This is a genomic window from Cupriavidus sp. FW305-F7 (assembly GCF_058782875.1).
On the sequence record NZ_JBYSYC010000027.1, the window covers coordinates 25,039 to 47,992 of the forward strand.

At 68.4% G+C, this 22,954-nt stretch carries 21 protein-coding genes; 8 read left to right on the forward strand and 13 right to left on the reverse strand.

Going from position 1 to position 22,954, the window contains the following annotated elements:
- Nucleotides 1–22 precede the first annotated feature (22 nt).
- Complete coding sequence (locus AC3WL8_RS23515) at nt 23–2,122, reverse strand: TonB-dependent siderophore receptor (RefSeq protein WP_492378910.1); 2,100 nt, start codon at nt 2,120–2,122, stop codon at nt 23–25.
- A gap of 320 nt (nt 2,123–2,442) precedes the next feature.
- Here AC3WL8_RS23515 and AC3WL8_RS23520 point away from each other — a divergent pair, with 320 nt between their 5' ends.
- From AC3WL8_RS23520 to AC3WL8_RS23530, 3 genes are all read left to right on the forward strand, one after another.
- Nucleotides 2,443–3,375 carry an IclR family transcriptional regulator gene (locus tag AC3WL8_RS23520; protein WP_492378911.1) on the forward strand — a complete coding sequence of 311 codons (933 nt, stop codon included), beginning with the start codon at nt 2,443–2,445 and terminating at the stop codon, nt 3,373–3,375.
- 33 nt (nt 3,376–3,408) lie between these two features.
- The gene (locus AC3WL8_RS23525; protein ID WP_013953578.1) at nt 3,409–4,221 is read left to right on the forward strand and encodes an SDR family oxidoreductase; all 813 of its coding nucleotides are present in this window, start codon (nt 3,409–3,411) and stop codon (nt 4,219–4,221) included.
- Between the two features lie 96 nt (nt 4,222–4,317).
- Complete coding sequence (locus AC3WL8_RS23530; protein ID WP_013953577.1) at nt 4,318–5,292, forward strand: Bug family tripartite tricarboxylate transporter substrate binding protein; 975 nt, start codon at nt 4,318–4,320, stop codon at nt 5,290–5,292.
- A 65-nt stretch (nt 5,293–5,357) separates the two neighbouring features.
- On the opposite strand, the gene AC3WL8_RS23535 is transcribed toward AC3WL8_RS23530, so the two are convergent.
- The 5 genes from AC3WL8_RS23535 to AC3WL8_RS23555 form a co-directional block, all read right to left on the reverse strand.
- Nucleotides 5,358–6,749, reverse strand: a complete 1,392-nt coding sequence (locus AC3WL8_RS23535) for an MFS transporter (protein ID WP_080569603.1) — start codon at nt 6,747–6,749, stop codon at nt 5,358–5,360.
- A 142-nt stretch (nt 6,750–6,891) separates the two neighbouring features.
- Nucleotides 6,892–8,514: an ATP-binding protein gene (locus AC3WL8_RS23540; RefSeq protein WP_492378912.1), complete on the reverse strand. Its 1,623-nt coding sequence runs from the start codon at nt 8,512–8,514 to the stop codon at nt 6,892–6,894.
- A complete protein-coding gene (locus AC3WL8_RS23545; RefSeq protein WP_492378913.1) occupies nt 8,424–9,362 on the reverse strand; it encodes a histidine kinase dimerization/phospho-acceptor domain-containing protein in 939 nt (312 codons plus the stop codon). The genes AC3WL8_RS23540 and AC3WL8_RS23545 overlap by 91 nt, the downstream gene beginning before the upstream one ends.
- 39 nt (nt 9,363–9,401) lie before the next feature.
- Nucleotides 9,402–10,277, reverse strand: coding sequence for a hypothetical protein (locus tag AC3WL8_RS23550; protein ID WP_013953576.1), 876 nt, complete (start codon nt 10,275–10,277; stop codon nt 9,402–9,404).
- Nucleotides 10,278–10,294: 17 nt separating this feature from the next.
- Nucleotides 10,295–10,942: a response regulator gene (locus tag AC3WL8_RS23555; RefSeq protein WP_013953575.1), complete on the reverse strand. Its 648-nt coding sequence runs from the start codon at nt 10,940–10,942 to the stop codon at nt 10,295–10,297.
- 468 nt (nt 10,943–11,410) lie between these two features.
- On the opposite strand from AC3WL8_RS23555, the gene AC3WL8_RS23560 reads away from it, so the two are divergent.
- Both AC3WL8_RS23560 and AC3WL8_RS23565 read left to right on the forward strand, forming a co-directional pair.
- Complete coding sequence (locus AC3WL8_RS23560) at nt 11,411–11,575, forward strand: FmdB family zinc ribbon protein (RefSeq protein ID WP_010812787.1); 165 nt, start codon at nt 11,411–11,413, stop codon at nt 11,573–11,575.
- 183 nt (nt 11,576–11,758) lie between these two features.
- Entirely contained in the window at nt 11,759–12,013 is a 255-nt protein-coding gene (locus tag AC3WL8_RS23565; RefSeq protein WP_013953573.1) for a hypothetical protein, read from the forward strand.
- A gap of 41 nt (nt 12,014–12,054) precedes the next feature.
- On the opposite strand, the gene AC3WL8_RS23570 is transcribed toward AC3WL8_RS23565, so the two are convergent.
- On the reverse strand, nt 12,055–12,498 hold the full coding sequence (locus AC3WL8_RS23570; RefSeq protein WP_013953572.1) for a BLUF domain-containing protein: 444 nt from the start codon (nt 12,496–12,498) through the stop codon (nt 12,055–12,057).
- A 48-nt stretch (nt 12,499–12,546) separates the two neighbouring features.
- Nucleotides 12,547–13,296 (reverse strand): GTP cyclohydrolase I, encoded by a 750-nt coding sequence (gene folE / locus AC3WL8_RS23575; protein WP_041228695.1) that lies wholly within the window; start codon nt 13,294–13,296, stop codon nt 12,547–12,549.
- A 322-nt stretch (nt 13,297–13,618) separates the two neighbouring features.
- Between folE and AC3WL8_RS23580 the strand changes: the two genes are divergently transcribed.
- Entirely contained in the window at nt 13,619–13,780 is a 162-nt protein-coding gene (locus tag AC3WL8_RS23580; RefSeq protein ID WP_013953570.1) for a hypothetical protein, read from the forward strand.
- Between the two features lie 190 nt (nt 13,781–13,970).
- Here the strand turns inward: AC3WL8_RS23580 and AC3WL8_RS23585 are convergent, their stop codons facing one another.
- Genes AC3WL8_RS23585 through AC3WL8_RS23595 form a run of 3 tightly spaced genes read right to left on the reverse strand, consistent with a single transcriptional unit; the run spans nt 13,971 to nt 18,322 of the window.
- Entirely contained in the window at nt 13,971–15,224 is a 1,254-nt protein-coding gene (locus AC3WL8_RS23585) for an arsenic transporter (RefSeq protein ID WP_013953569.1), read from the reverse strand.
- A 29-nt stretch (nt 15,225–15,253) separates the two neighbouring features.
- Nucleotides 15,254–17,365: a penicillin-binding protein 1A gene (locus AC3WL8_RS23590; RefSeq protein ID WP_013953568.1), complete on the reverse strand. Its 2,112-nt coding sequence runs from the start codon at nt 17,363–17,365 to the stop codon at nt 15,254–15,256.
- A gap of 30 nt (nt 17,366–17,395) precedes the next feature.
- Nucleotides 17,396–18,322: an alpha/beta hydrolase gene (locus AC3WL8_RS23595; protein WP_013953566.1), complete on the reverse strand. Its 927-nt coding sequence runs from the start codon at nt 18,320–18,322 to the stop codon at nt 17,396–17,398.
- 190 nt (nt 18,323–18,512) lie between these two features.
- Here AC3WL8_RS23595 and AC3WL8_RS23600 point away from each other — a divergent pair, with 190 nt between their 5' ends.
- Nucleotides 18,513–18,755 carry a hypothetical protein gene (locus AC3WL8_RS23600; RefSeq protein WP_018308883.1) on the forward strand — a complete coding sequence of 81 codons (243 nt, stop codon included), beginning with the start codon at nt 18,513–18,515 and terminating at the stop codon, nt 18,753–18,755.
- A gap of 167 nt (nt 18,756–18,922) precedes the next feature.
- Entirely contained in the window at nt 18,923–20,875 is a 1,953-nt protein-coding gene (locus AC3WL8_RS23605; protein ID WP_013953565.1) for a sigma-54-dependent Fis family transcriptional regulator, read from the forward strand.
- A gap of 97 nt (nt 20,876–20,972) precedes the next feature.
- Here AC3WL8_RS23605 and AC3WL8_RS23610 read toward each other — a convergent pair whose 3' ends face one another.
- Both AC3WL8_RS23610 and adh read right to left on the reverse strand, forming a co-directional pair.
- Nucleotides 20,973–21,374 carry a DUF779 domain-containing protein gene (locus AC3WL8_RS23610; protein ID WP_013953564.1) on the reverse strand — a complete coding sequence of 134 codons (402 nt, stop codon included), beginning with the start codon at nt 21,372–21,374 and terminating at the stop codon, nt 20,973–20,975.
- A gap of 2 nt (nt 21,375–21,376) precedes the next feature.
- Nucleotides 21,377–22,897, reverse strand: a complete 1,521-nt coding sequence (gene adh / locus AC3WL8_RS23615) for an aldehyde dehydrogenase (protein ID WP_013953563.1) — start codon at nt 22,895–22,897, stop codon at nt 21,377–21,379.
- Nucleotides 22,898–22,954 lie beyond the last annotated feature (57 nt).

The following is a 22,954-nucleotide window of genomic DNA, read 5'->3' on the forward strand; positions in this document are numbered from 1 at the left end:
GAGGTTCCAGGTGGGGGCCGCATCAATAGGTCATCGTCACGTTGAGCATGGCCACCCGCGGATTGCCCACTGGTAGTACGTTGTTGTTCAGGCCGCCCGCGTAGTACATCTTGTCGAACACGTTCTTGACGTTGAACGCCGCGCGCCAGTGCGATGCTACGTAGCCGACGGCAAGATCGGCCACCGTGTAGCCCGGCACGGTGTAGTTAAAGCTGTAGCCGCGCTTGGCGCTCTCGCCGCGCAGGCCGGCACCGACGTACCAGCCGGCGAGCGCGCCGCGGAAGCGGTACTGGCTCCAGACCGAGAAGCTGTGCCGGGGCACGCTGTTGAGTGGCTTGCCGACGTTCGCAGCCGTGGTGTCCCCGGTGACTTCGCCTGCGATGTAGGCATAGGCCCCCGAAACGCTGAAGCCATTGCCGAGATCCTGCGTCAGTTCCATTTCTAGCCCGCGCGACCGCTGTTCGCCGACGGCCACGCTGAAGCCAGTGTTAACCGGATCGGTACTGAGCACATTGGTGCGTGTCAGGTCGAACGCGGCCAGTGTCAGCAGGCCGGTCTTGTCCGGCATGTCGAACTTGATGCCCACTTCGTACTGGCGGCCCTTCTCGGGCTTGAACGTGGCGCCGTTGACGTCGGTGCCGGCGTTCGGCAGGAACGAAGTGGCGAAGCTCACGTACGGACGCGCCCAGTGCGTCAGGTCGTACATCACGCCCGCGCTGCCGGTGACGGCGTTGTTGTCGTTGCCGGTACGCGACCGCGCCAGCCGGTCCGTTGTGCTCGTTTGCGCGGATTCGTAGCGCACGCCGCCGGTCACAGTCCAGCGCTCGGCGATACGGATTTGATCGCGCAGATAGAGGCCAACCGCGTTTAGCGTATCGGTCGCGTCCAGGCTATAGGCGGACGGGCAGTTGATGCTGGCGCCATAGACCGGGTTGTAGACGTTCAGCGCTGCCACGCGGCACGTTTTCTGCAAGCGGTCTTCCTTCGTATGGCGGTAGTCGATGCCGAAGGTCACGCTGTGGGCATGCCCCGTGAACGCGAAAGTCCGCTGCACGTTAGTGTCGACACCGAACGAGTCCCCCGAGAAGCTCTGCTGCGTGCCACTGCGGTTCATCGCCTGGCTGTTGACGGCCATCGTGCCGGCCGACACTAGCGTGCCGGTCAGCGACGACGTCTGGTAGCGCAGGTTCTGGTTCAACGTCCAGCCGGAGTCGAAGCGGTGCGTCAGCGCGTAGCCGATGCGGTTCTGCTCGCCGTCATAAGACGGCGCATTCGGCTCGCCGATGAAGCGGTTGCTCGGCACCACGCCATTGCGGTTCGGCACCAGGGTGCCATTCACGGGCAGGCCCTGCTGGCGCACGTAATTGCGTTGGTTGTGGCTGGTCAGGATCGTGAAGTCTGTGTGCGCGCCAAGGTCGAGCGTCAGCGACGGCGCGATCCAGCGGTTGCGATACCAGACGTAGTCGGTCGGATCGTCGCTGTTCATCATCAGCGCGTTCAGGCGGAACGCGGCCTTGCTGTCCTTGGCCAGTGGCGTGCCTACGTCGACCGTCACCTGCCGGAAGCCGTAGTTACCGACGGTCAGGCCCAGTTCACCGAACAGTTCGGCACGCGGGCGCTTGCTGACCATGTTGACCAGGCCGCCCGGCTGTACCGCGCCGAACAGGATCGAGGCCGGTCCCTTGAGCACTTCCACGCGTTCCACGCCGAACAGCTCCTGCGCCACGCGGTTGTTGCTGTCGACGAGCAATCCGTCGGCAAAGATCGATTCCGATGCACGCTGGCCGCGGATGATGAAGTCGTCCCAGCCGCGCCTGCCATAGACGTTGGTGACCACGCCGGCTGAGTTCTGCAGCGCGTCGCTGAGGTTCTGTGCCTGCTGGCTGTCGAGCAGGTCGCGTGTGATGACGGTGATCGACTGCGCGGCGTCGGCCGCTGATTGATCCGACTTGGTCACTCCGGCCGGCCGCCGCGTGGTGAAGCCGAGGTCAGTTTGCCCGTCGGCGGCGGCGCTGACCGTCACAGATGGCAGCGTGGTGAGACCTTCGGCGGCGTGGGAAACAACGGGAGGCAGGAACAGGCAACTGACGGCGGCGGGTATGGCAAGACGGCGGACAAACATGACGGCCCAAGGCGAAAGCAACGAAAGTGGCGCATCATAAATGAGAATGGTTTGTATTTACAAGAATTTCGTGCGGTGCGCTTACAAATTGCGCCTAGTCCGTAGGAGGGCAGGGCGCCATCGTAGTCAAAGTAAGGGGCGGCGGCGTGCGCCCCACCTTCTCCTGTTCAAAGCGTTCTACTGTTGTTGATGACAAAAGTCGCACTACCTTACTGATTCGTATCCATCAACGCCGTTTCTAGCGCACATGCTTTCCCTACATAGCGGCCCCTGGGCAGTCCCGTTACTGCTATCAATGTTCTCTTCCCGGCCGCCTGCCCATGAAACGCACCACCACCATTCCAACCCCGCCGCCCGATGCCGCACATATCCTGGTGCCGGCCGACGCGCAGGCGGCCCATGCCTGCGCCGACGACCGCAACTTCGTCACGGCGCTGGCACGCGGCATGGAGCTGTTGCGCGCCTTCGGGCCGCAGGATGATTACCTGGGCAACGCCGAGCTGTCGCGGCGCACTGGCATCCCGCGCCCGACCGTGTCGCGGCTCACCTACACGCTGGCCACGCTCGGCTATCTCACCTACATTGAAGCCACTGAGAAATACCGGCTGGGGCAGGGCGCGATGGTGCTGGGCCACCGCTATGTAGGCGGCGCCGGCATCCGCGAGATCGCGCAGCCGCTGATGCAGTCACTGGCGTTTACCACCGATTGCACGGTGGCACTGGCCATGCCTGATCGGCATGCCATGGTCTACCTGGAAAGCTGCCAGCCGCGCGGGGCGCTGGTGATCCGGCTGGCGCCGGGCGCGCGCCTGCCGATGGCCACCTCGGCGATCGGCCGCGCCTGGCTGGCGGGGCTGGATGTCGATCACCGCCAGGCCGCGCTGGCCGAACTGGCGCGCCACTACGGCACGCGCTGGCCCGCCGTGCGCACCGGCATCGACCGTGCGCTGCGCGACCACGCGCGGCGCGGCTTCTGCGTGGCGCATGCCGAATGGGACCGCACCGTCAGCGGCGCCGCGGCGCCGCTGCGCCTGGCGGGCAGCAGCGAGGTGCTGGCGCTGAATATCGGCGGGGCCGCGACACGGCTGTCGCCCGAGATCCTGGAAAGCAACCTGGGCCCGCGCGTGCGCGACCTTGCAGAGACCTTGCAGGCGCGGCTGTGGCAGCCGGGCGGCGCGCGTGCGACCGCCCGCTTTGCCTCAGCGCAGCCTGAGCCCGGCCCAGGCACCCGCGCCGACGCGTCCAACGGCTGACGCAAGCATCCGAATTCAACGAGGAGACAACCCATGGAAGTACGCAACAAGACCGTCGTGGTGACTGGCGCGGCCACCGGCATCGGGCGCGCGCTGGCGCTGGCCTTTGCGCAGGCCGGCGCGCGCGGCGTGGCCGTGGCCGACCTGAACGCGGCGGGCGCCGCCGCAGTTGCCGCCGAAGTCCAGGCCGCGGCGCCTGCGTGCCAGGTGTTCGCCCAGCCGGTCGACGTGGCCGATGCCGCCGCGGTGCAGGGCCTGGCCGACGAGGCCACGCGCCGCTTTGGCCAGGTCGATATCTTCTGTTCCAACGCCGGCATCATCCTGCGCAAGGGGCTGGAGGCGAGCGCCGACGACTGGCAGCGCATCTGGGAAATCAACGTGATGGCGCATATCCACGCGGCCAAGGCGGTGCTGCCGCAGATGCTGGAGCGCGGCGACGGCTACTTCATCAACACGGTCTCGGCCGCGGGACTGCTGTCGCAGATCGGCTCGGCGCCGTATGCGGTGACCAAGCACGCCGCCATCGGTTTTGCCGAGTGGCTGTCGATCACCTACGGCGACCGCGGCATCAAGGTCAGCTGCATCTGCCCGCAGGGCGTGCAGACCAACATGCTGTTCGGCGAGAAGGGTGAGCGCAAGGGCTTCCTGCAGGAAGGCTCGGTCACTGCCGAGCACGTCGCCGCGGTGACGCTGGAAGGGGTGGCCGACGAGCGCTTTCTGATCTTGCCGCACCCGGAGGTGCTTGAGTACTATCGCCGCAAGGGCCAAGACTACGACCGCTGGCTGCGCGGCATGCGCCGCCTGCATGACAAGGTGATGCAGGAGTTCGGCGGCATCGCGGTCTGAAGGCACGAGTAGTCCTGGCAGGTTCCGGCGGCGGCATTGGCCGCCGTCTTCACAATGCGGGCAGCCATGTAGCCGCCGGCAACAGGAGGAGAATCCATGCGTTTCGGTACCGTTGCCGCGGCAATGCTCGCCGCATCCGCCCTGGTGAGCGCGGCCCCCGCGCTGGCACAAGGCTATCCCGCCAAGCCGATCCGGATCGTGGTCGGCTTCCCCAGCGGCGGTGCGCCCGACACGCTGGCGCGCATCGTCTCGGAAAAGATCTCGCCCGCATGGGGCCAGCCGGTGGTGGTGGACAACAAGCCGGGCGCGGGCGGCAATATCGGCGCCGAAGCCGTGGCGCACGCGCCGGCCGACGGCTATACGCTGGCGCTGGGCACGGTCGGCACGCACTCGATCAACGGCGCGCTGTACAGCAAGATGCCGTACGACATGGTCAAGGACTTCGCCCCCGTGATCCTGATCGCCTCGACGCCGAACGTGCTGGTGGTCAATCCCGGGGTGCCGGCAAAGAGCGTGGCCGAGTTGATCGCGCTGGCAAAGTCCAGGCCGGGCGGCCTGACCTTCGGCACTCCCGGCGTCGGCACCTCGCCGCACGTGGCCGGGGAAATGTTCAATTCGATGGCCGGCGTCAAGATCACGCATGTGCCCTACAAAGGCCGCGCCATGGCCATCCCCGACCTGCTCGGCGGCCATATCACCATGATGTTCGACAACCTGCCGTCGGCCTTGCCCGTGGTGCGCGAGGGCAAGCTGCGCGCGCTGGGCATCACCAGCGCGAAGCGCTCGGCCTCGGCACCGGATATCCCGACGCTGGCCGAGCAGGGTTTGCCGGGCTTTGAAGCCGATTCATGGTTCGCCGTGTTCGCGCCGGCCAATACGCCGAAGGACGTGGTGGCCAGGCTCAACACCGAACTCAACCGCATCTTCACGCTGCCGGATGTGCAGGCGAAGCTGAAGACGCTGGGGCTGGATCCGATCCTGGGCACGCCGGAGAAACTGGCTTCCTATCAGCGGCAGGAAATCGCGAAGTGGGCGAGGGTGGTGAAGGAGTCGGGGGCAAAGGCGGAGTAGGCCTTTAAACCCAGAGGGTTTGCTCCCCTCTCCCGCTTGCGCGAGAGGGCGCACGCAATTGCTGATCAGGCGTCCGGCTCCACCGCCCCGCGCGCAGGCTCCGCGCCGCTGGCATCGCGCAACCTGCTCAGGCTAATCAAGGCCCCCAGCGCCGCCACCACTGCCGCCAGATACAGCGCAATGCGCGCCGCGCTGGTCGGCGCCAGGCTGAACAGCAGCGCCACCACCGCGGTACCGGTGGTCTGCCCCAGCAGCCGCGTGGTCGCCTGTGCACCGCTGGCGCCGCCGCTGCGCTCGGGCGGCGTGGCACCGATCATGGCGCGGTTGTTGGGGGACTGGAAGAAGCCGAAGCCCGTGCCGCACATCGCCATGCGCCAGACGATGTCCAGGCTGCCGGCGTCCGGGCCCAGCGTGGCCAGCCCGACCAGTCCGCACGCCAGCATGGCCAGCCCGATGCCGGCCAGGATGCTGGCCGGATAGCGGTCCGACAGCCGGCCCGACACCGTGGCCATCACGGCCACCATCAGCGGCCAGGGCGTGATCAGCAGGCCGGTTTCCTGCAGGGAGCGGCCGAGCTGGTATTCGAGATAGAACGGCAGCGCGATAAAGGCCAGCATCTGCGTCATGAAGGAGCAGAACGAGGTGCCCACCGCCAGCCTGAAGGCGCGGCTGGCAAACAGATCCACCGGCACCAGCGGCGCGGCGCGGCCGTGCTGGCGCCGCACCAGCAGCCAACCCAGCACCACGGCCACGCCCATGCCCGCAGCGCCTGCGATGCGCCAGCCGGCATGGCCCAGAACATCGACGCTGAGGATGAACATGCCGAACACCAACGCCGACAGCAGCCCGCTGGGGTAGTCGAACTCGCGCGGCTGCGGCGGCGTCGCCGGCAGCGAAGTGCGGCTCAGCACCAGCGCGACGATGGCCACCGGCACGTTGACCGCGAACAGCCATTGCCAGCTGGCGACCGCCAGGATCAGCGCGCCCAGCGACGGACCCACGGCGATGGTAACGCCGACCACCAGCGCGTTCAGCCCGATGCCGCGGCCTAGGCGCGTGGGCGGGTAGATAAAGCGCACCAGTGCCGTATTGACGCTCATGATGCCGGCGCCGCCGATGCCCTGCAGCACCCGCGCGGCCACCAGCATCGGCAGGTTGACCGCCAGCGCGCACAGCAGCGAGCCCAGCAGGAAGGTGGCCAGCCCCGCCCGGTACACGCGCTTGTAGCCAAGGATGTCCCCCAGCGACGAGAGCGGCAGCAGGCACACGGTCACTGTCAGCTGGTAAGCGTTGACCACCCAGATCGTGCTGGACGGATCGGCGTGCAGCTCGCGCGAGATCGACGGCAGGGCGATGTTGGCGATCGAGCCATCGAGCACGGCCATGATCAGGCCGAAGAAAACAGTGAGGATCGCCCAGGTCCGCTGTGGCTGGGGAAGGCCTTGTTCTGGCTGCATGGGGAGAGACATTGAAGACAATGCCGCGCCAGCATCGGTCAGGCATGGCCAGGACGGCCACGGCGCAGCATTGCCATTATCGTCCCGCGTGGCGATGCTCGCAAATCCGCTAATTGTGGTAGAGCGCTGCGCGCGGGGCGCACTATCCCGCGGCTGCGGCGGCCGGGGTCCACGCCTGCGCGGCGTCACACAGTGTTTCCAGTGCCAAGCACGCCTCGACGATGGGCTGGCGGCGCACGATCATGAAGGCGCCGGCCACGGCATGGACCCAGTGTCGCAATGCCGACAGGTCCTGCTGTGCAATGATGTGCGCCAACGCTGGCAAGTCCTGCTGCAGTTGCCGGCGCAGCATGGCTTCATAGCGACGGCGATCGGCGGCTTCGGCGTGTGAGGCCGCAGCCGTATCGTCATGGGTGGCGGGAGGCGGGGCCGCGGCATGCCTGCGGCCGTGCAGGCCATGCAGGCACGCTTGCAGGTCCTGCAACGACGCCGGCTTGGCGACAAAGCCGGAAAAGCCGCGCAGGCGCCAGTCTGCCGACGGCTCGCCGCACGTGAATGCGCTGAAGGCCAGTACCGGCATGCCGGGATGCCGCGCGCACACCGCGTGCAGCAGCGCGAGGCCGTCCATGACTGGCATATGGATGTCGGTCAGCACCGCGTCGATGTGCGTGCTCTCCAGCGCCGCCAATGCCTGCCTGCCGTTGCCTGCAATGATCGGGTGGCAGCCAAGTGCCTGCACCTGTTCGGCGATTAGGGTCTGGTTCAGCGGATTGTCCTCGGCGACAAGGATCGTCAGCGGCGCCGCGGCCGGTGCCGCGAGTGCCTGCACCGCCAGCGTGTTGCCGTCAGCCGGCGCAAGCGCCGGCGTGGCGCCCTCGGCCGCCTGGGCCACGCAGTCGATCAGCGCGCGGTGGCTGTAGGCCGTGACTTCGAGGATGCCGGCGGCGCACTGGCGTGGCCGATGCGGGCCCTCCGGCGTCACCCACACAAGCGGCACCTTTGCCGCATCGCGCAGGCCGCCCAGTGCCGCCAGGGGGTGCTCTTCCGTGGCGACGATGACGCGTGGCAGCTTGACCTGGAGGGACGCCAGCGCGGCCGCCTGCGATGCCAGCACATCGGCACGCCAGCCTGCCGTAGTGAGCCACGCAGCCAGGGCCTCGCCGGTGCGCATGTCCTGGCACAGCACGACCACGTCGCCGCACTGCGCCGCGGCGGCCGGGACAAGCGGCCGCTGCGTGCCAGCGGCCGGCGGCAGCGGCACCGAGACCGTGAATGCGCTGCCCACGTCCGGCACGCTATCCACGCTGACGCTGCCGCCCATCAGCTCGCACAGCCGGGCGCAGAGCGACAAGCCCAGGCCAGTGCCGCCATAGCGGCTGGCGGTTGCGGCATCACCCTGCACGAACGGCTGGAATACGCGCGCCGCCAGCGACGGCGGCATGCCGATGCCGGAATCGCTGACGCGGCAGACCAGCCGCTGCGTGCCGTGGTGGTCCTGACGCAGCTCGCCGCTTACGGTGATGCGGCCGCTGGCGGTGAACTTGAAGGCGTTGCTCAGCAGGTTGTTGAACACCTGCACCAGGCGCATGCGGTCGCCTGTGACCTCCGCATCCAGCGATGGCGACAGCTGCAGGTGAAAGCGGATGGGACGGCCGGCCACCATCGGCGCATGGGTCAGCGCCACGCTCTCCAGCGCCTCGACGGGGCGGAAGGGCGCGTTGACCAGCCTGAGCTTGCCGGCATCGATCTTGGAAAAGTCCAGCACATCGTTGACGATCCGGCGCAGCGTCTCGGCGGCGGTGTCCAGCGCCCTGAGCCGGGGCGCGTGTGCTGCCAGGCCGCTGCCGCGCGCGAGCAGTTCCAGGTTGCGCCCAGCAATGCGTTCAGCGGCGTACGGATCTCGTGGCTCATCGCGGCGAAGAAGGTCGAGCGTGCGCGCATCATTGCCTCGGTGGCCTGCTGGGCGGAGCGCAGCTGCTCTTGCAGTGCCTGCTGCGCGGTGCAGTCCTGCACGGCACAGAACAGCACCGCTTCCTCGCGGTAGCGCGCCGGTGCGTAGGTGATTTGCAGGAAGCGCTGTCCGGCGTCGCCGGGGCCGGGTGGCTCATTTGCCGGCGCGCACGGCGGTGCCGCGACGGTGAAGCTGGAAATGGAGGCGTGCCCGCTGTCGCCACCGCACGGCTGTCGCTTGAACGCCTCCGCTATTGCATCGGGCAGGCGCCCATGGGGCTGCCACTGCAGCAGCACGCCGGCCAGCGGGTTCGACGTCAGGACGGCGTAGTCGTGCTGGCGCACGATGCACAAGCCGACCGGCGTGGCATTGACCAGCACGTGGTTCATCAGCTCGCTTTCCAGCGCGCGCGAGGCTTCGGCGTGCGTGCGCCGCAGCAGGTGCCGGCTCCAGTAGCGCGCGGCCAGCCCGATGGCGCCGGTCAGCAGCAGCATGGCGCCGGCGATCACGGCCAGCTCCGCTGCCAGCGCCGCACCCAGCATGCGGTACGGCAGGTGGTAGACCAGCCGCCCGAAGCCGGCCGGCAGCGCCTGCACCAGCCGCACACCGGATGGCGTGACATCGAGCGTGCCGTGCGAGAGCAGGCGCGCGCCGGCCGCCACATCGTGGACGCTGGCCGATGCTGCCGGCCAGTCGCGTGGCTATACATCGATGATCTCGCCGGCTGGATTGAGCAGCGCCAGCAGCGCCGGATCATCCGCGCGCTGCAATTCGGCGGGGAACGCCTGGAGGGGCACGCAGGTGGCCACCAGCATGGTGGGCGTGTCGCCGGCATAGGCGGCGCCGGCCAGCACCATGACAGGGGCGTCGTCCACCGGGTGGCGCAGCGGACCCAACCAGACCTGCTGGTCGCGCGCCGGCACGGTGTGGCCGCTGCGCTCCAGCAGCGCCTGGGTCAGCCATGTGCGCAGCCGCGGGATCAACGTCGGGTCGAGCGCGAGCGATGCGCGCGCGCCGGCCTCGGGCTGGCTGATGACCACGGCGCTGTCTTCGTCCAGCGCGACCGCGTAGGCCCCGTGGTCGAGATCGAACGCCTGCTGCGTGGCCACCGCAGCCAGGGCAATCTGCCGCAGCCGCACGAACTGCGCCGGCAGCCCGGCCCCCCAGCCCTGCCGCGTTGCCTCGGTGGCAAGCAGGTGATAGTCCTTGCGCACGGCATCGACGTGGAGACTCGCGGTGCCGGTGCGCCGGAAGGCCCCGAAGGCGGCATCGCGCGACGGCTCCGGTGCGGGCGCATCGAGGTTGTAGCGAATGCTCAGCACGGTGCGCCGCAGGAACGAGGACTCATTATGCAGCAACTGCGAGACCGAACTGGCGTACCGCGAGACGTCGCTGCTGCGGTAGTCCAGGTGCTGTTCCGTTGCCAGGCCGGCAAGCAGCAAGCCGGAGAACAGCACGATGGCGATCAGCACCGCGATGGTCACCGAGTACAGGTGTTGCTGGCGGCGCGCGTTGTGGGCAAGCGCATCGAAGGCGCTGGCCAGGGTCTCACGGGTTCGGTCGACGGTTTGCTGCATCGGCGGGTCCGGCCGTGTCAGATCAGGCGGTTTTCATAGGCGTAGCCGATCAGCCCGGTATTGGTCTGCACCCCCAGCTTGCGCATGGCCACGGTCTTCTGGCTGGAGATGGTGCTGACCGAGCGGCCGAGCTTGCCGGCGATGTCCGTCAGCTGCAGGCCTTGCGCATAGAGCCGGATCACTTCCAGTTCGCGCTGCGTCAGTTCGGTGGCCGGTGCGCCGGCCAGCGTGGCGTGTTGCAGGATGGCGTGCACCGCGGGCGAATAGAAGCAGCTGCCGCCGGATGCGATGTGGATGCAGGCGCGCACGACCTCCTCCAGGTGGTCTTCCTTGCTGACAAAGGCGCGCACCCCAAGCTTCATGGCGCGGCGGATGATGGCGGGATTGGACTGGGCGCTGATCACCACCACGCGCGTCAGCGGATGGCGGCGCGCCAGGCGGCCCAGCAGGTTGAAGCCGTCCAGCGAGGTATCGCCGTGGCCCATGCAGAAATCGGTGATGGCGATATCGGCGGGATGCTTGTCCAGCGCGCCGAGCAACTCGGTGCCGTTGCGGCATTCGCAGCTGATCTGGACACTGCCGCTGCGCTGCAGGCAGTCGCGCAGGGCGGCCACGACCAGCGGGTGGTCGTCCGCCAGGGCGACACGCAAGACTCCGTCGTACATAGCTATCTCCGGATGGGTGGCAACCGGTCCACGCCGGTTGCACTGGGCGATTGCGTCACCACAAATCCGAAATTCTGGCTATGTTCCGCCACCCCTTGAATCGTAATTCTGCTAGTTCAGGGAACTTGCTTGAGGCGGGCATGGACACGGCCAGTTCGGGAAATGCGTGACCTGCCAATTGAACGGCGCCATGCCGCGATGCTTGACCTGGGTTTGCGCAGCATTGCGGCGCTTGTTCCGCGGCGAGCGCGACCAGCTATTTGCCTGATGTCAATGCGCGGCGGAAGACGCATTCATGCAGTGGCGGCAGGAGCGCGGCGAGAGAAAGTGGATTCGCGGTGACATCGCCGCGTGCGCGCAGCGCGCCGGCTCCGGCAGCGCGAACTTTCACGCATCGGGGCGCGGACCGCTGTCCTAGAATGAAGCTGACACGCGCCCCGCGGCGCGTGCACCGCGTTGGGGAACGCCATGCCCGTCTACCAATACCGCTGCGAGAAGTGCGGCCATATGTTCGAGAAAACCGAGCATCTCGCAGAACACGCCTCTGCCCATCCGAACTGCCCGAACTGCGGCAGCCAGTCCGTCCAGCACGCACCGGCCCCGTTCGTGGCAGTGACCCAGCGCAAGAGCTGAGTCCGCCGAGTCCGAACAACTACCTCCCAGGAGGGTTTGCGGCCCGCCGCCCCGTAGTGCGGCGGGCGCGCGGATGTGCCGCCGGCTGACGGCCGCGGCATGTCTTTTCCAGGCGTGGTGCATGGGCACCACGCGCGTTAGCGCTGCGCGCAAGCGGCGATCTCAACCTTGACGGAGGATGCCATGGCAACGAGACCGTTCACCGAATTTCCCGCCGACGAGCAGCAACAGGTCCTGCAGGTATGCAGGCATGTCGGGCTGGCGGCCGAGATGTTCGAGATTCTCGAGGAAAGCCGCGAGGCCGGGGTGCGGCGCGTCAGCGTGCGCCGGGTGGGCACGGACAAGACCAGTGTCTATGAGGCCGGCCCCGATTCGGTCTGGGTCGAGGAATTCGAGAGTGACCTGGAGTGCGGCCTGTTCGGCCAGGTGACGGCCTAGCCCTGGTGACAGAAGCGCGCCGCAGGCCCTGGCGGCGCGGCTCAGTGCCGTCCGCGTTCGCCGGTGCGCGACACGACTGACGCGCCGGCGATCAGTTCCTTGAGCAATGCCAGCGACGCCGCACCGCAGGTGCGGTACGGGTCCAGTTCGGCCCGCGCCGAGAACTTGAGCAGGGTGGCGGTGTTGATGCGCGCCGCATTGACCTGGCCCATCGCCCAGCCGGCAAAGTCGCGCGTGCAGGTTTCCTCGAAATGCAGCAGGGTCACGTCGTGGTGGCGCGGGTCGCGTGCGATCGCCTGGAACAGTTGTGACACGTCCTGGCGGTCGCCTTCCAGCGCCTGCAGGAAGATGCCGTTGCCGTGGCACAGCACCCCGGTGATGCCGTGGCGCGGATTGCGTTCCAGGCTGGCGGCCAGGATGGCGTCGAGCAGGGCGGCGTCGATGGCCTGGCGGGCGCGGCTGGCATAGAGCAGGCGGACTAGCATGGTCGTGGCGCTCGGTTGTGGCGGCTGGTGGGTGGCGGGGCGTGCCGCCTAGCCGCGGTTGTGGTTCAGCAGCGTGAGAAACTCGCGGCGCAGGCTGTCGTCCTTCAGGAACGAGCCGCGCATCACGCTGTTGGTCATCTTGGCATCGGTGTCGCGCACGCCGCGCCAGTGCATGCAGAAGTGCTCGGCCTCCATCACGATGGCCAGGCCGTCGGGATTCATCTTTTCCTGCAGCAGGTCGGCGACCTGTGCCACCGCCTCTTCCTGGATCTGCGGCCGGCACATGATCCATTCGGCCAGCCGCGCGTACTTGGACAGGCCGATCAGGTTGGAATGCTGGTTCGGCATCACCCCTACCCACAGCTTGCCGATGATCGGGCACAGGTGATGCGAGCAGGCACTGCGCACGCGCAGCGGGCCGACGATCATCAGTTCGTTGAGCTGGCCGACGTTGGGGAACTCGGTCACCGGCGGGGCCTTGGCGTAGCGGCCGGCGAAGATCTCTTTCAGGTACATCTTGGCGACGCGGCGCGCGGTTTCCTGGGTGTTGTGGTCGTTGTCGACGTCGATCACCAGCGCGCGCAGCACGTCTTCCAGGCGCGTCTGCACTTCCGCCTGCAGCTGCTCCATCTCGCCCGGCTCGATGTAGTGCGCAATATTGTCGTTGGCGTGGAAGCGCTCCTGGGCGGCCTCCAGCCGTGCGCGGATGCGGGCCGAGACGCTGTGGGTGTGGGGGTGGCCGGCATCGTCGCCGGCGTTGCTGTCCTTCGCGCGGTGCGCCGCGTCCTTGCTGGTCATGGTTATGCGTGGTGGGATGGATGACTGCGCAGCGGGTGTGCCGGATTCACTATATGGCAGATGCCGTGGCCTCACAACCCGCGCGGGGCATGGCAGGATGCGGTGCGGTGGGCCGATTACGCCACAAGCCGGCATTGCTCCGTGAATAGTTCATGACATCGCTAAAGCCCGCGCCGCACAACGCCGACAAGCGCACATAATGTCTGCACAACGCTAGGCAGCCCGCCATAAAGCCGCCGGCACCCGGCCGCTGCAGCGCGCGGCCAGACTCTTTGTCGGGAAAAACGTAATCATGCCGATTGCCTTTCCGTGCAGCAGCCTCATGCTGCTCCATGTGGTCACAGTGCCGCTGCCGGCCACGCCGGTGGAAACGGGCGTGGCGGAACACCACGCCAGTGCCGTGCGCCATGGCGCGACCGGCCTGCGCCGGCCCCTGCTGCAGGCCGCCAGCACCCCCGCGGCCAACGACGCCGCCACCAGCTGAGTCAGCGGCTTAAGAACCCGTTTCAGAATGAAAAAGGGGCCCGGCAGCAGCCTTCCCTTTGGGTTCAAGCCAGGCGCGGCGCATGCGTTGTTACGGGCCTTGACCTTGGAATGACCAAGGCCGGCGGCCCGCGCCTAGCCTGCGCCGCGCCTGGCTTGAACGCGTCCCCATTTTCATTCTGAAACGGGTTCTAAAGCAGCAAAAGCGCCAATGCTGGCAGCATCGCTGCCGGCATGATCACGGCCCCCACGCGCAGGAACTGGCCGGCGCTGACCATATGCCCTTCGCGCCGCAGCGCCGTGAGCCACAGCAACGTGGCCAGCGAGCCGGTGACGGACAGGTTGGGGCCAAGGTCAATGCCGATCAGCACTGCACCGGTCACGGCGTGCGAGGCATGTCCGCCCGCCAGCGCCGAGGCGGCGATCAGGCCTGCCGGCAGGTTGTTGGCGATATTGCCCGCCAGTGCCACCACCGCGCCCACGCCCAGCAGGGCCAGCGCGCCGCCGTCGCGCGACGCCGCTGCGACGGCATCGGCCAGGTGGCCGATCACCACGGTCTGCTCCAGCGCCGCCACCAGCACGAACAGCCCAGCCACCATCGGCAACACCCCCCATGAAACCTCGCGCAGCGCCGGGACCAGCAGCTCGCGCCGGGTGGCGCAGACCAGCAGCAGCGTGGCCACGCCCGCCGCGCAGGTCGGCCAGCCCAGGTCGTTGCCGCGCAGCGAGGCCACCAGCAGGATCAGGCCGGTCAGCACGATACCCAGCGCGGTCAGCCGGGCCTGCGGCGACAGCGGCGGCACCGGCACGTCATGTTCGATGGGCTCGGCCAGCGCCGCGCGCTGCGTCCACCACAGCGCCGCCAGCGTGGCCAGCACCGCGGCCAGCGACGGCAGCGCGAAGCTCGCCAGCCAGCCCGCCAGCGGCGGCATGCGTGTGCCGAAGATGACCAGGTTGGCCGGGTTGGAGATCGGCAGCACGAAGCTGGCGGCATTGGCGATGAAGGCGCACGCGTACAGGTAGGGCAGCGGATGCCGGACCCGCGCGGCGCGCGTGGCGGCCAGCACTGCGGGCGTCAGCACCACGGCGGTGGCGTCGTTGGACATGAATGCCGTCACCAGTGTGCCGAAGCCGTACACGAGCAGAAACAGCCGCAGCGCCGAGCCGCGCGCCCGGCGCACGGCGAGCGCGGCGACGTGGTCGAACAGCCCGGTCTTGCGGGCCAGCTCGGAGATCAGCATCATGCCCGCGAGAAACAGGTACACGTCGTAGCCGCGCAGCACCGCCGCCAGCGCGTCGGGCAGCGCCATCAGGCCGGTGACGCACAGCAGCAGGGCGCCGGCGGTGGCCCAGAAGGCTTCGGGCAGGCGGAACGGGCGGAACAGGACGCCGGCCGTGGTCAGCGCGGCGACCGACCAGATCAGCAGAGGGGCGTGGCTGGACATCGGGATCGGGACAGTGGAAAGCCCGAAGTCTACAGGCTGGCGTCTGCGGGGACGGCCGGCGTGGCAGCGCCGGGCGCCGACAGTCCAATCGCCTCGCTGGTGACGGGCGTCGGTGCGGAGCCAGCCGGTGCCGCGGCCGCGGGCCCGCCGAGCCTGCTGGCGACCGGATCGACCGCCGGCGCCGCCGCGGGTGCCGGTGGCGGGAAGCCAATGGCAGCGATGCCGTGGCTGCCATCGGCATACTCGGCGTACATCCAGTCGTCGCTCACGCGGACCACGCCGGCGGGCGCTTCGGCTGCAGGCACAGGCACGCCCGCAAGGCGGCCCTCCATATAGGCGGCCCACACCGGCAGCGCGGTGGTGGCGCCGAATTCATGCTCGCCCAGGCTGCGGTTGTCGTCGTAGCCCATCCACGCCACCGTGACGACGCCGCCGGCGTAGCCCGCGAACCAGCCGTCGACCGAATCGTTGGTGGTGCCGGTCTTGCCGGCCACGTCGTCGCGGCGCAGGTAGCGGCGCACGCCGGCGCCGGTGCCGTCGTCGACCACGCTGCGCAGCAGGCTGTCCATGACGAAGGCGTTGCGGGCGCTGATCACGCGCGGCGGGGCCGGGCTGTCCGTGGCGTTGCCCGGCTCGGCAGAGAACAGCACCTTGCCTTCGCTGTCGGTGATGCGCGCGATCAGGTAGGGCTCGGTGCGGTGGCCGCCGTTGGCAAAGACGCCGTAGGCCGCGGCCAGGCGCAGCGGCGAAGTGGTGCCGGTGCCCAGTGCCAGCGGCAGGTAGCGCGGCAGCCGTCTGGGCGCGAAGCCGAAGCGGCTGGCGAACTCCACCGCGTACGGGATGCCGATCGCCTGCAGCGTGCGGATCGCCGGCAGGTTGCGCGATTCGGCCAGCGCCTGGCGCACGGTGATGGGGCCGACAAAGCGCCCGTCGTCATTGGTCGGCTGCCAGCGCGAACCATTGGGCAGCGGCGCGTCATTGATCAGCGTGCGGGGCGACACGCCGCGCTCCAGCGCCGCCGCATAGACGAAGGGCTTGAAGGTCGAGCCCGGCTGGCGCTGCGCCTGGGTGGCATGGTTGAAGCGGCTGGTGGCAAAGTCGGCGCCGCCCACCATCGCCTCGATCGCGCCGGTGGCGCTGTCCAGCGATACCAGCGCGGCCTGCGGACCCTGCGACAGGTCCTTGACGAACTTGCGGTGGCGCCGCGCGTAGCCTTCCAGCCCACCGTGCACCGCATCGTAAGCCAGCGTCTGTCGCACCGACGACACCGTGGTGTAGACGTTCAGGCCGCGCGTGTAGGCCTCGTCGCCAAAGCGCTCGCGCGCCAGCTGGCGCGCGAGTTCGGCCACGTACTCGGCATGCCCGGCAAAGCTGCCGGGGCTGTTGTCGGAGATCGCCAGGCGCGCGGCGCGGGCCTCGCGGTAGTCGTCCTGGCTGATCATGCCCAGCGCCAGCATGCGGCCCAGCACATATTCCTGGCGCCGCTTGGCGCGCGGGAAGTTGACCACCGGGTTGATGGAGGAGGGGGCCTTGGGCAGCCCCGCCAGCATGGCCGTCTCGGCCAGCGACAATGACGCCAGCGGCTTGCCGAAGTACGCATGCGCGGCGCTGCCGAAGCCGTAGGCATGCTCGCCCAGGTAGACCTGGTTCATGTACAGCTCAAGGATGCGGTCCTTGGGCAGGGTCTGGTCGATGCGCCAGGCCAGCAGCATTTCATACCACTTGCGCGCCAGCGTCTTTTCGCGCGACAGGTAGAAATTGCGCGCCACCTGCATGGTGATGGTGGAGGCGCCCTGCGCATAGCCCTGGCCCAGGTTGGCCAGCGCGGCGCGCAGCACGCCGGGGAAGTCGACACCCTCGTGCTGGTAGAACTGGTCGTCCTCGGCTGCCAGCAGCGCCTGGACCATGCGCGACGGCATCTGCCCGAAGGGGATGAACTCGCGGTGCTCGCTGCCGAACTCGCCGATCTGCACGTTGTCGCTGGTGTAGATCCGCAGGGGCACGTCGGGCCGGTAGTCGCGCAGGGCGTCGACTGGGGGAAGCTGCCGCAGGCTTACCACCGCGGCAAAGCCGGCAAGCAAGGCACCGGCTGCAGCCAGCGCCAGTACGGCGCCGCCTGCCTTGACTGCGATTTTTTTCATGCGCGCATTTTACCCGCTGGCTGACTGGTGCTAGCGCCTGGCCGCCAGCGGCAACGGATTGCCGAGCTCGTCATGGTCGACGGGCGGCGTGCCGGCGGCGGCCGGCGGGGCGGGCCGGGCGGGCTGTGCCGTAGCCACGCGCAGCCTGGCCTGGCTGTGATGCCGGGCAAATTCGCACAGCGCCAGCCAGGTCTCCTCGCGTTCGATGATAGTGAAGTGATCCGTGGCTGGCACGGTCTGCAGCGCCACCGGGCCCGGCCAGGCGGCCATGAGCCGTTCAGAGCATTCATGGGGCACGACTTCATCGGTCTCGGCCAGCAGCACCTTGGTGCTCTGCACGACCTTCTTGCAGTGCGAGATCGAATCGAAATGGTGGCGCATCAGCTGGCGCAGCGGCACCAGCGGGAAGCGCTTGCGCACCAGTTCAAGCAGTGAGTCGTAGGGCGTGATCAGCTGCAGGCTCTCGAAGTCCTGCAGGTCCGCCAGCTGGATCGCGACGCCGGTGCCCAGGCTGCGCCCCACCACATGCACACGGGTGTCGGGGAAGACACGCCGCGCATGCAGCAGGAACTGGCTGGCGTCGGCCACTGCGGCGCCCTCGGACGGGAGGCCGTCGGAGTGTCCCAGGCCGCGGTAGTCGTAGGTGGCGAAGGCCATGCCGGCGGGCAGCCAGCGTGCGTACTGCAGCGTTTCGAGCACATCCTCGCCACGCCCGGGCAGGTAGAACAGCAGGTCGCGCACGTTGTCGCCGGGGGTATGGTAGATGTAGCCGCGCACCACGCCGCCGGGGATCAGGTGCGAGTAGCCAATGATGCCGTCGGGCAGGTCGCGCGGCGGACGCCGGCGCGCATCGAACAGCAGCCGCTCCTGGTTGAGCGTCAGGTAGGTCCAGTAGCATGCGAAGCCGCTGGCAGTCATCAGCGCGGCTGCCAGCGTACGGCGGGTGATCAATGGCATGGCTAGTCTTCAGTGTCGCTGCCAGGCGAGGCGCACCAGCGCCGGCCTTGCCGCCCAGCCGCGCAGCCTACCTCATTTTTGTCTGGCGCAAGCGCGCAGCGCAAGCCGGCCGGCGCAGTTCTTGTACGATATACCTCATTCACGCGCGCGCGCCCCCTCCCGAGACGACGCGCATACGGAGCAAACAGGCATGAGCGAGCAGAAACACGAGCAATACCGCGCCGAAGAGGCGCAGGCGATGGAACGCGTGGTCGCGGCGACGCGGCAGGTGCAGGTGGCCTTCACCGCCTTGCAGACCCACTATCCGCCGCAGGGCAGCGGCAAGCCATCCAAGCTTGCGCTGCAGACGTTCGATGCGGCGCTGCAGGCGCTGGAAGATGCCCAGGCCACCTTCGACGAGATCCTGAACGACCTGCTCGACGAAAAACGCTGACCCCGGCCCGGCATGGCGCGGGGGCAATACATGGCCGGGAGCCTGTGATAAGGTTGCCGGAATACAGCCGCCCGGCCTGCCGCCGCACCTGAACTGCACGGCACGCGCCACGGGACGGCAGGGCAGCGGCCGCGACGCGCGCCGCCTGATACAGGAGACCCGCCGTCATGCACCGTGCCGCCCATCCCGCTGCGCCTTCCGATGTTGCCCCCCAGGCTGCCCATGTCGACCCGACCGATGCCGACCGCGCCGGCCTGATCGCCCGCGCGCATGCGCGCTCGGCCGGCTTCGGGCTGGATGCGCGCCATGCGCCCGGCTTCGATGCCGTCAGCCCGCGCGCGCTGGGTGAGCTGGTGGACGCCAGCTGCGACCTGTACCGCCATGCCTTGCCGGTGATGGAGACCCTACACGCGCAGATCGCCAATACCGACAGCATGGTGCTGCTGACCGACAGCAGCGGCGTGATCCTGCACAGCCTGGGCGACGGCGACTTCGTTGCGCGGGCGCGGCGCGTCGCGCTGGCGCCGGGGGTGTCGTGGTCGGAGCCGAGCAAGGGCACCAACGCCATCGGCACCGCACTGGCCGAGGCCCGCCCCACCCTGATCCACGCCAGCGAGCATTTCCTCGAGTCCAACCACCAGCTGACCTGCTCATGCGCGCCGATCGCCAGCCCGACCGGTGCCATCCTGGGCACGCTCGATGTCAGCGGCGATCATCGCGGCTTCCACCGGCACACCATGGCGCTGGTGCGGATGTCGGCGCAGATGATCGAGAACCACCTGTTTGCCAACCACTTCCCGGACGCGCTGCTGGTGCGCTTCCATGCGCGGCCCGAGTTCGTCGGCACGCTGTTCGAGGGCATGGCGGCGTTCTCGCCCGACGGTGCTTTCCTGGCTGCCAACCGCAGCGGCCTGTTCCAGCTGGGGCTGGCCCCGCACGCGCTGGCGGCAGCCGGCTTTGCCGGGCTGTTCGGCCAGCCGGTGCGCGCGGCGATGCAGGCGCGCAGCGGCGCGGCGGGATCACTGCAGACGCTGACGCTGCCCAGCCGGGTACAGGTGTTTGCCCGCATCGAATACCTGGCCACGCCCATCGCGGTGCGCCAGCCCAGCGCCGAAGATCCGCTGCCGCCGGCACTTGCCGCGCTCGATACCGGCGACGCCGCCGTGGCCGCAGTGCTGCGCCGCGTGCGCAAGGTCAGCGGGCGCGATATCACCATCCTGGTCCAGGGCCGCACCGGCACCGGCAAGGAGTGGCTGGCGCGTGCCATCCACGCCGCCTCGCCGCGCGCCGGCGGGCCTTTCGTCGCGGTCAACTGCGCGGCCATCCCCGAATCGCTGATCGAGGCCGAACTGTTCGGCTACGAAGAAGGCGCCTTCACTGGCGCGCGCCGCCGCGGCAGCGAGGGCAAGGTCGTGCAGGCGCACGGCGGCACGCTGTTCCTGGATGAGATCGGCGACATGCCGCTGGCACAGCAGGTGCGGCTGATGCGTGTGCTGCAGGAGCGTGCGGTTACCCCGCTGGGCAGCGCCCGCGCGCTGCCGGTCGATGTGCGCGTGGTCTGCGCCACCCACCGCGACCTGCGCGCGATGATTGCCGATGGCGCCTTCCGCGAAGACCTGTACTACCGCATCAATGCGCTGGCCGTGACCCTGCCGTCGCTATGCGAGCGCAGCGACCTGCCGCTTCTGGTCGATCGCATCCTGCAGCGGCAGGGCGAAGACGCCGGCTTGCCGTCCCCGGTGCATGTCGACGCGCAGGTGCTGGCGCTGCTGCGCCGGCACCCGTGGCCGGGCAATATCCGGCAGCTTGCCAACGTGCTGCGCACGGCGGCGATCCTGGCGGAAGGGGAGGCGGAGATCGGGGTGGAACACCTGCCGGAAGGGTTTGAGCAGGAGTGTGGCGATGAGGTGGAGCGCTGTGATGCAGCGGCTTCTGCGCAGCCGCCGGCGTCCTCAAAGGCCAGCCGGATGCGCGACTGGGAAGCTGGCCTGATCCGGCAGGCGCTCGCCAGGCACGGCGGCAATGTCAGCCACGTGGCGCGTGAGCTGGGGGTGTCGCGCAATACGATCTATCGGAGGTTGAGGGAGGGGTTGGAAGGCGAGCCGGAATCGGAGCGCTGAGGCAGTCCCGCCGACCGCTTGTTTGCTCCCTCTCCCGCAAGCGGGAGAGGGAGCACTCCGTCGGCAAGCAACTACCGACATCAGCAAGCAATCACCCTCACAACCCCGGCTGCGCCGCCAGCCACGCAGCCTCTTCATCGCTGAACAACTCCGACCGGGTCAGGAACCGCTTCCCCGTCCGTCCCTCCAGCGAGAACATCCCGCCTGCCCCTGGCACCACATCGATCACCAGCCGCGTGTGCTGCCAGTACTCGAACTGCGCCCGCGTCATATAGAACTGCGCGCCGCCGATCTCGCCCAGGCAGACATCGGCCTGCCCCACCAGTAGTTCGCCGGCGGGGTAGCACATCGGCGCGCTGCCGTCGCAGCAGCCGCCGGACTGGTGGAACATCAGCGGGCCATGCCGCGCGGCCAGCTCCGCGATCAGCGTGAGCGCGGCCGGGGTTGCCACCACGCGTGCGACCGGCGCGGTGGCGGGAGCGGACGTCGAGCCCGCCATGGTCAGAAGAACCCGAGCGCGTTGGGGCTGTAGCTCACCAGCAGGTTCTTGGTCTGCTGGTAGTGGTCGAGCATCATGCGATGGTTCTCGCGGCCGATGCCGGACTGCTTGTAGCCCCCGAATGCGGCATGCGCGGGGTAGGCGTGGTAGCAGTTGGTCCACACGCGCCCCGCCTGGATGCCGCGGCCCATGCGGAATGCGCGCGCGCCGTCACGTGTCCAGACACCCGCACCGAGCCCGTAGAGCGTGTCGTTGGCGATGGCCAGCGCCTCTTCCTCGTCCTTGAAGGTGGTCACCGACACCACCGGCCCGAAGATCTCTTCCTGGAAGATCCGCATCTTGTTGTGGCCGGCAAACACCGTTGGCTTGACGTAGTAGCCGCCCGCGAGGTCGCCGTCCAGCACGTTGCGCTCGCCGCCGGTGAGGCACTGCGCGCCTTCCTTGCGGCCCAGGTCGATGTACGACAGGATCTTCTCCAGTTGTTCGGCGGACGCCTGCGCGCCGATCATGGTGCCGGTGTCGAGCGGATGGCCCTGGCGGATCGCGGCCACGCGCTTAAGCGCGCGCTCCATGAAGCGGTCGTAGATCGATTCCTGGATCAGCGCGCGCGACGGGCAGGTGCAGACCTCGCCCTGGTTCAGCGCGAACATGGCAAAGCCTTCCAGCGCCTTGTCGAAGAAGGCGTCGTCGGCGGCTAGCACGTCCTCGAAGAAGATGTTGGGCGACTTGCCGCCCAGCTCCAGCGTCACCGGGATCAGGTTCTGCGACGCGTACTGCATGATCAGCCGGCCGGTGGTGGTCTCGCCGGTGAACGCCACCTTGCTGATGCGCGGGCTTGATGCCAGCGGCTTGCCGGCTTCCAGCCCGAAGCCGTTGATCACATTGATCACGCCCGGCGGCAGCAGGTCGCCGATCACTTCCATCAGCACCAGGATCGAGGCCGGCGTCTGTTCCGCCGGCTTGAGCACCACGCAGTTGCCGGCGGCCAGCGCCGGGGCCAGCTTCCAGGTGGCCATCAGCAGCGGGAAGTTCCACGGGATGATCTGGCCGACCACGCCCAGCGGCTCATGGAAATGGTAGGCAATGGTGTCGGCGTCGATCTCGGAGATGCCGCCTTCCTGCGCACGGATGCAGCCGGCAAAGTAGCGGAAGTGGTCGACCGCCAGCGGCAGGTCGGCGGCGGTGGTTTCGCGCACCGGCTTGCCGTTGTCGATGCTCTCGGCCACTGCCAGCAGCTTCAGGTTGGCCTCGATGCGGTCGGCGATGCGGTTCAGGATATTGGCGCGCTCGGTGGTGGAGGTGTGAGCCCACGCGGCCTTGGCGGCATGCGCGGCGTCCAGCGCTGCGTCGACATCCTGCTGGCCGGAGCGCGGCACGCGCGTGAACGGCTTGCCGGTGATCGGGGTGATCGATTCGAAGTACTCGCCGCCGGCGGGCGGCACCCAGGCGCCGCCGATGTAGTTCTCGTACTGCTGCTTGTAGGGGTTGTTGACGCCCAGCTGGGCGATTTCCGCCATGTTCATGTCTCGCTCCGTTCAGTGATTTCTGTGGTGTCGTCACGGCATTCCGGCCATGCGCAC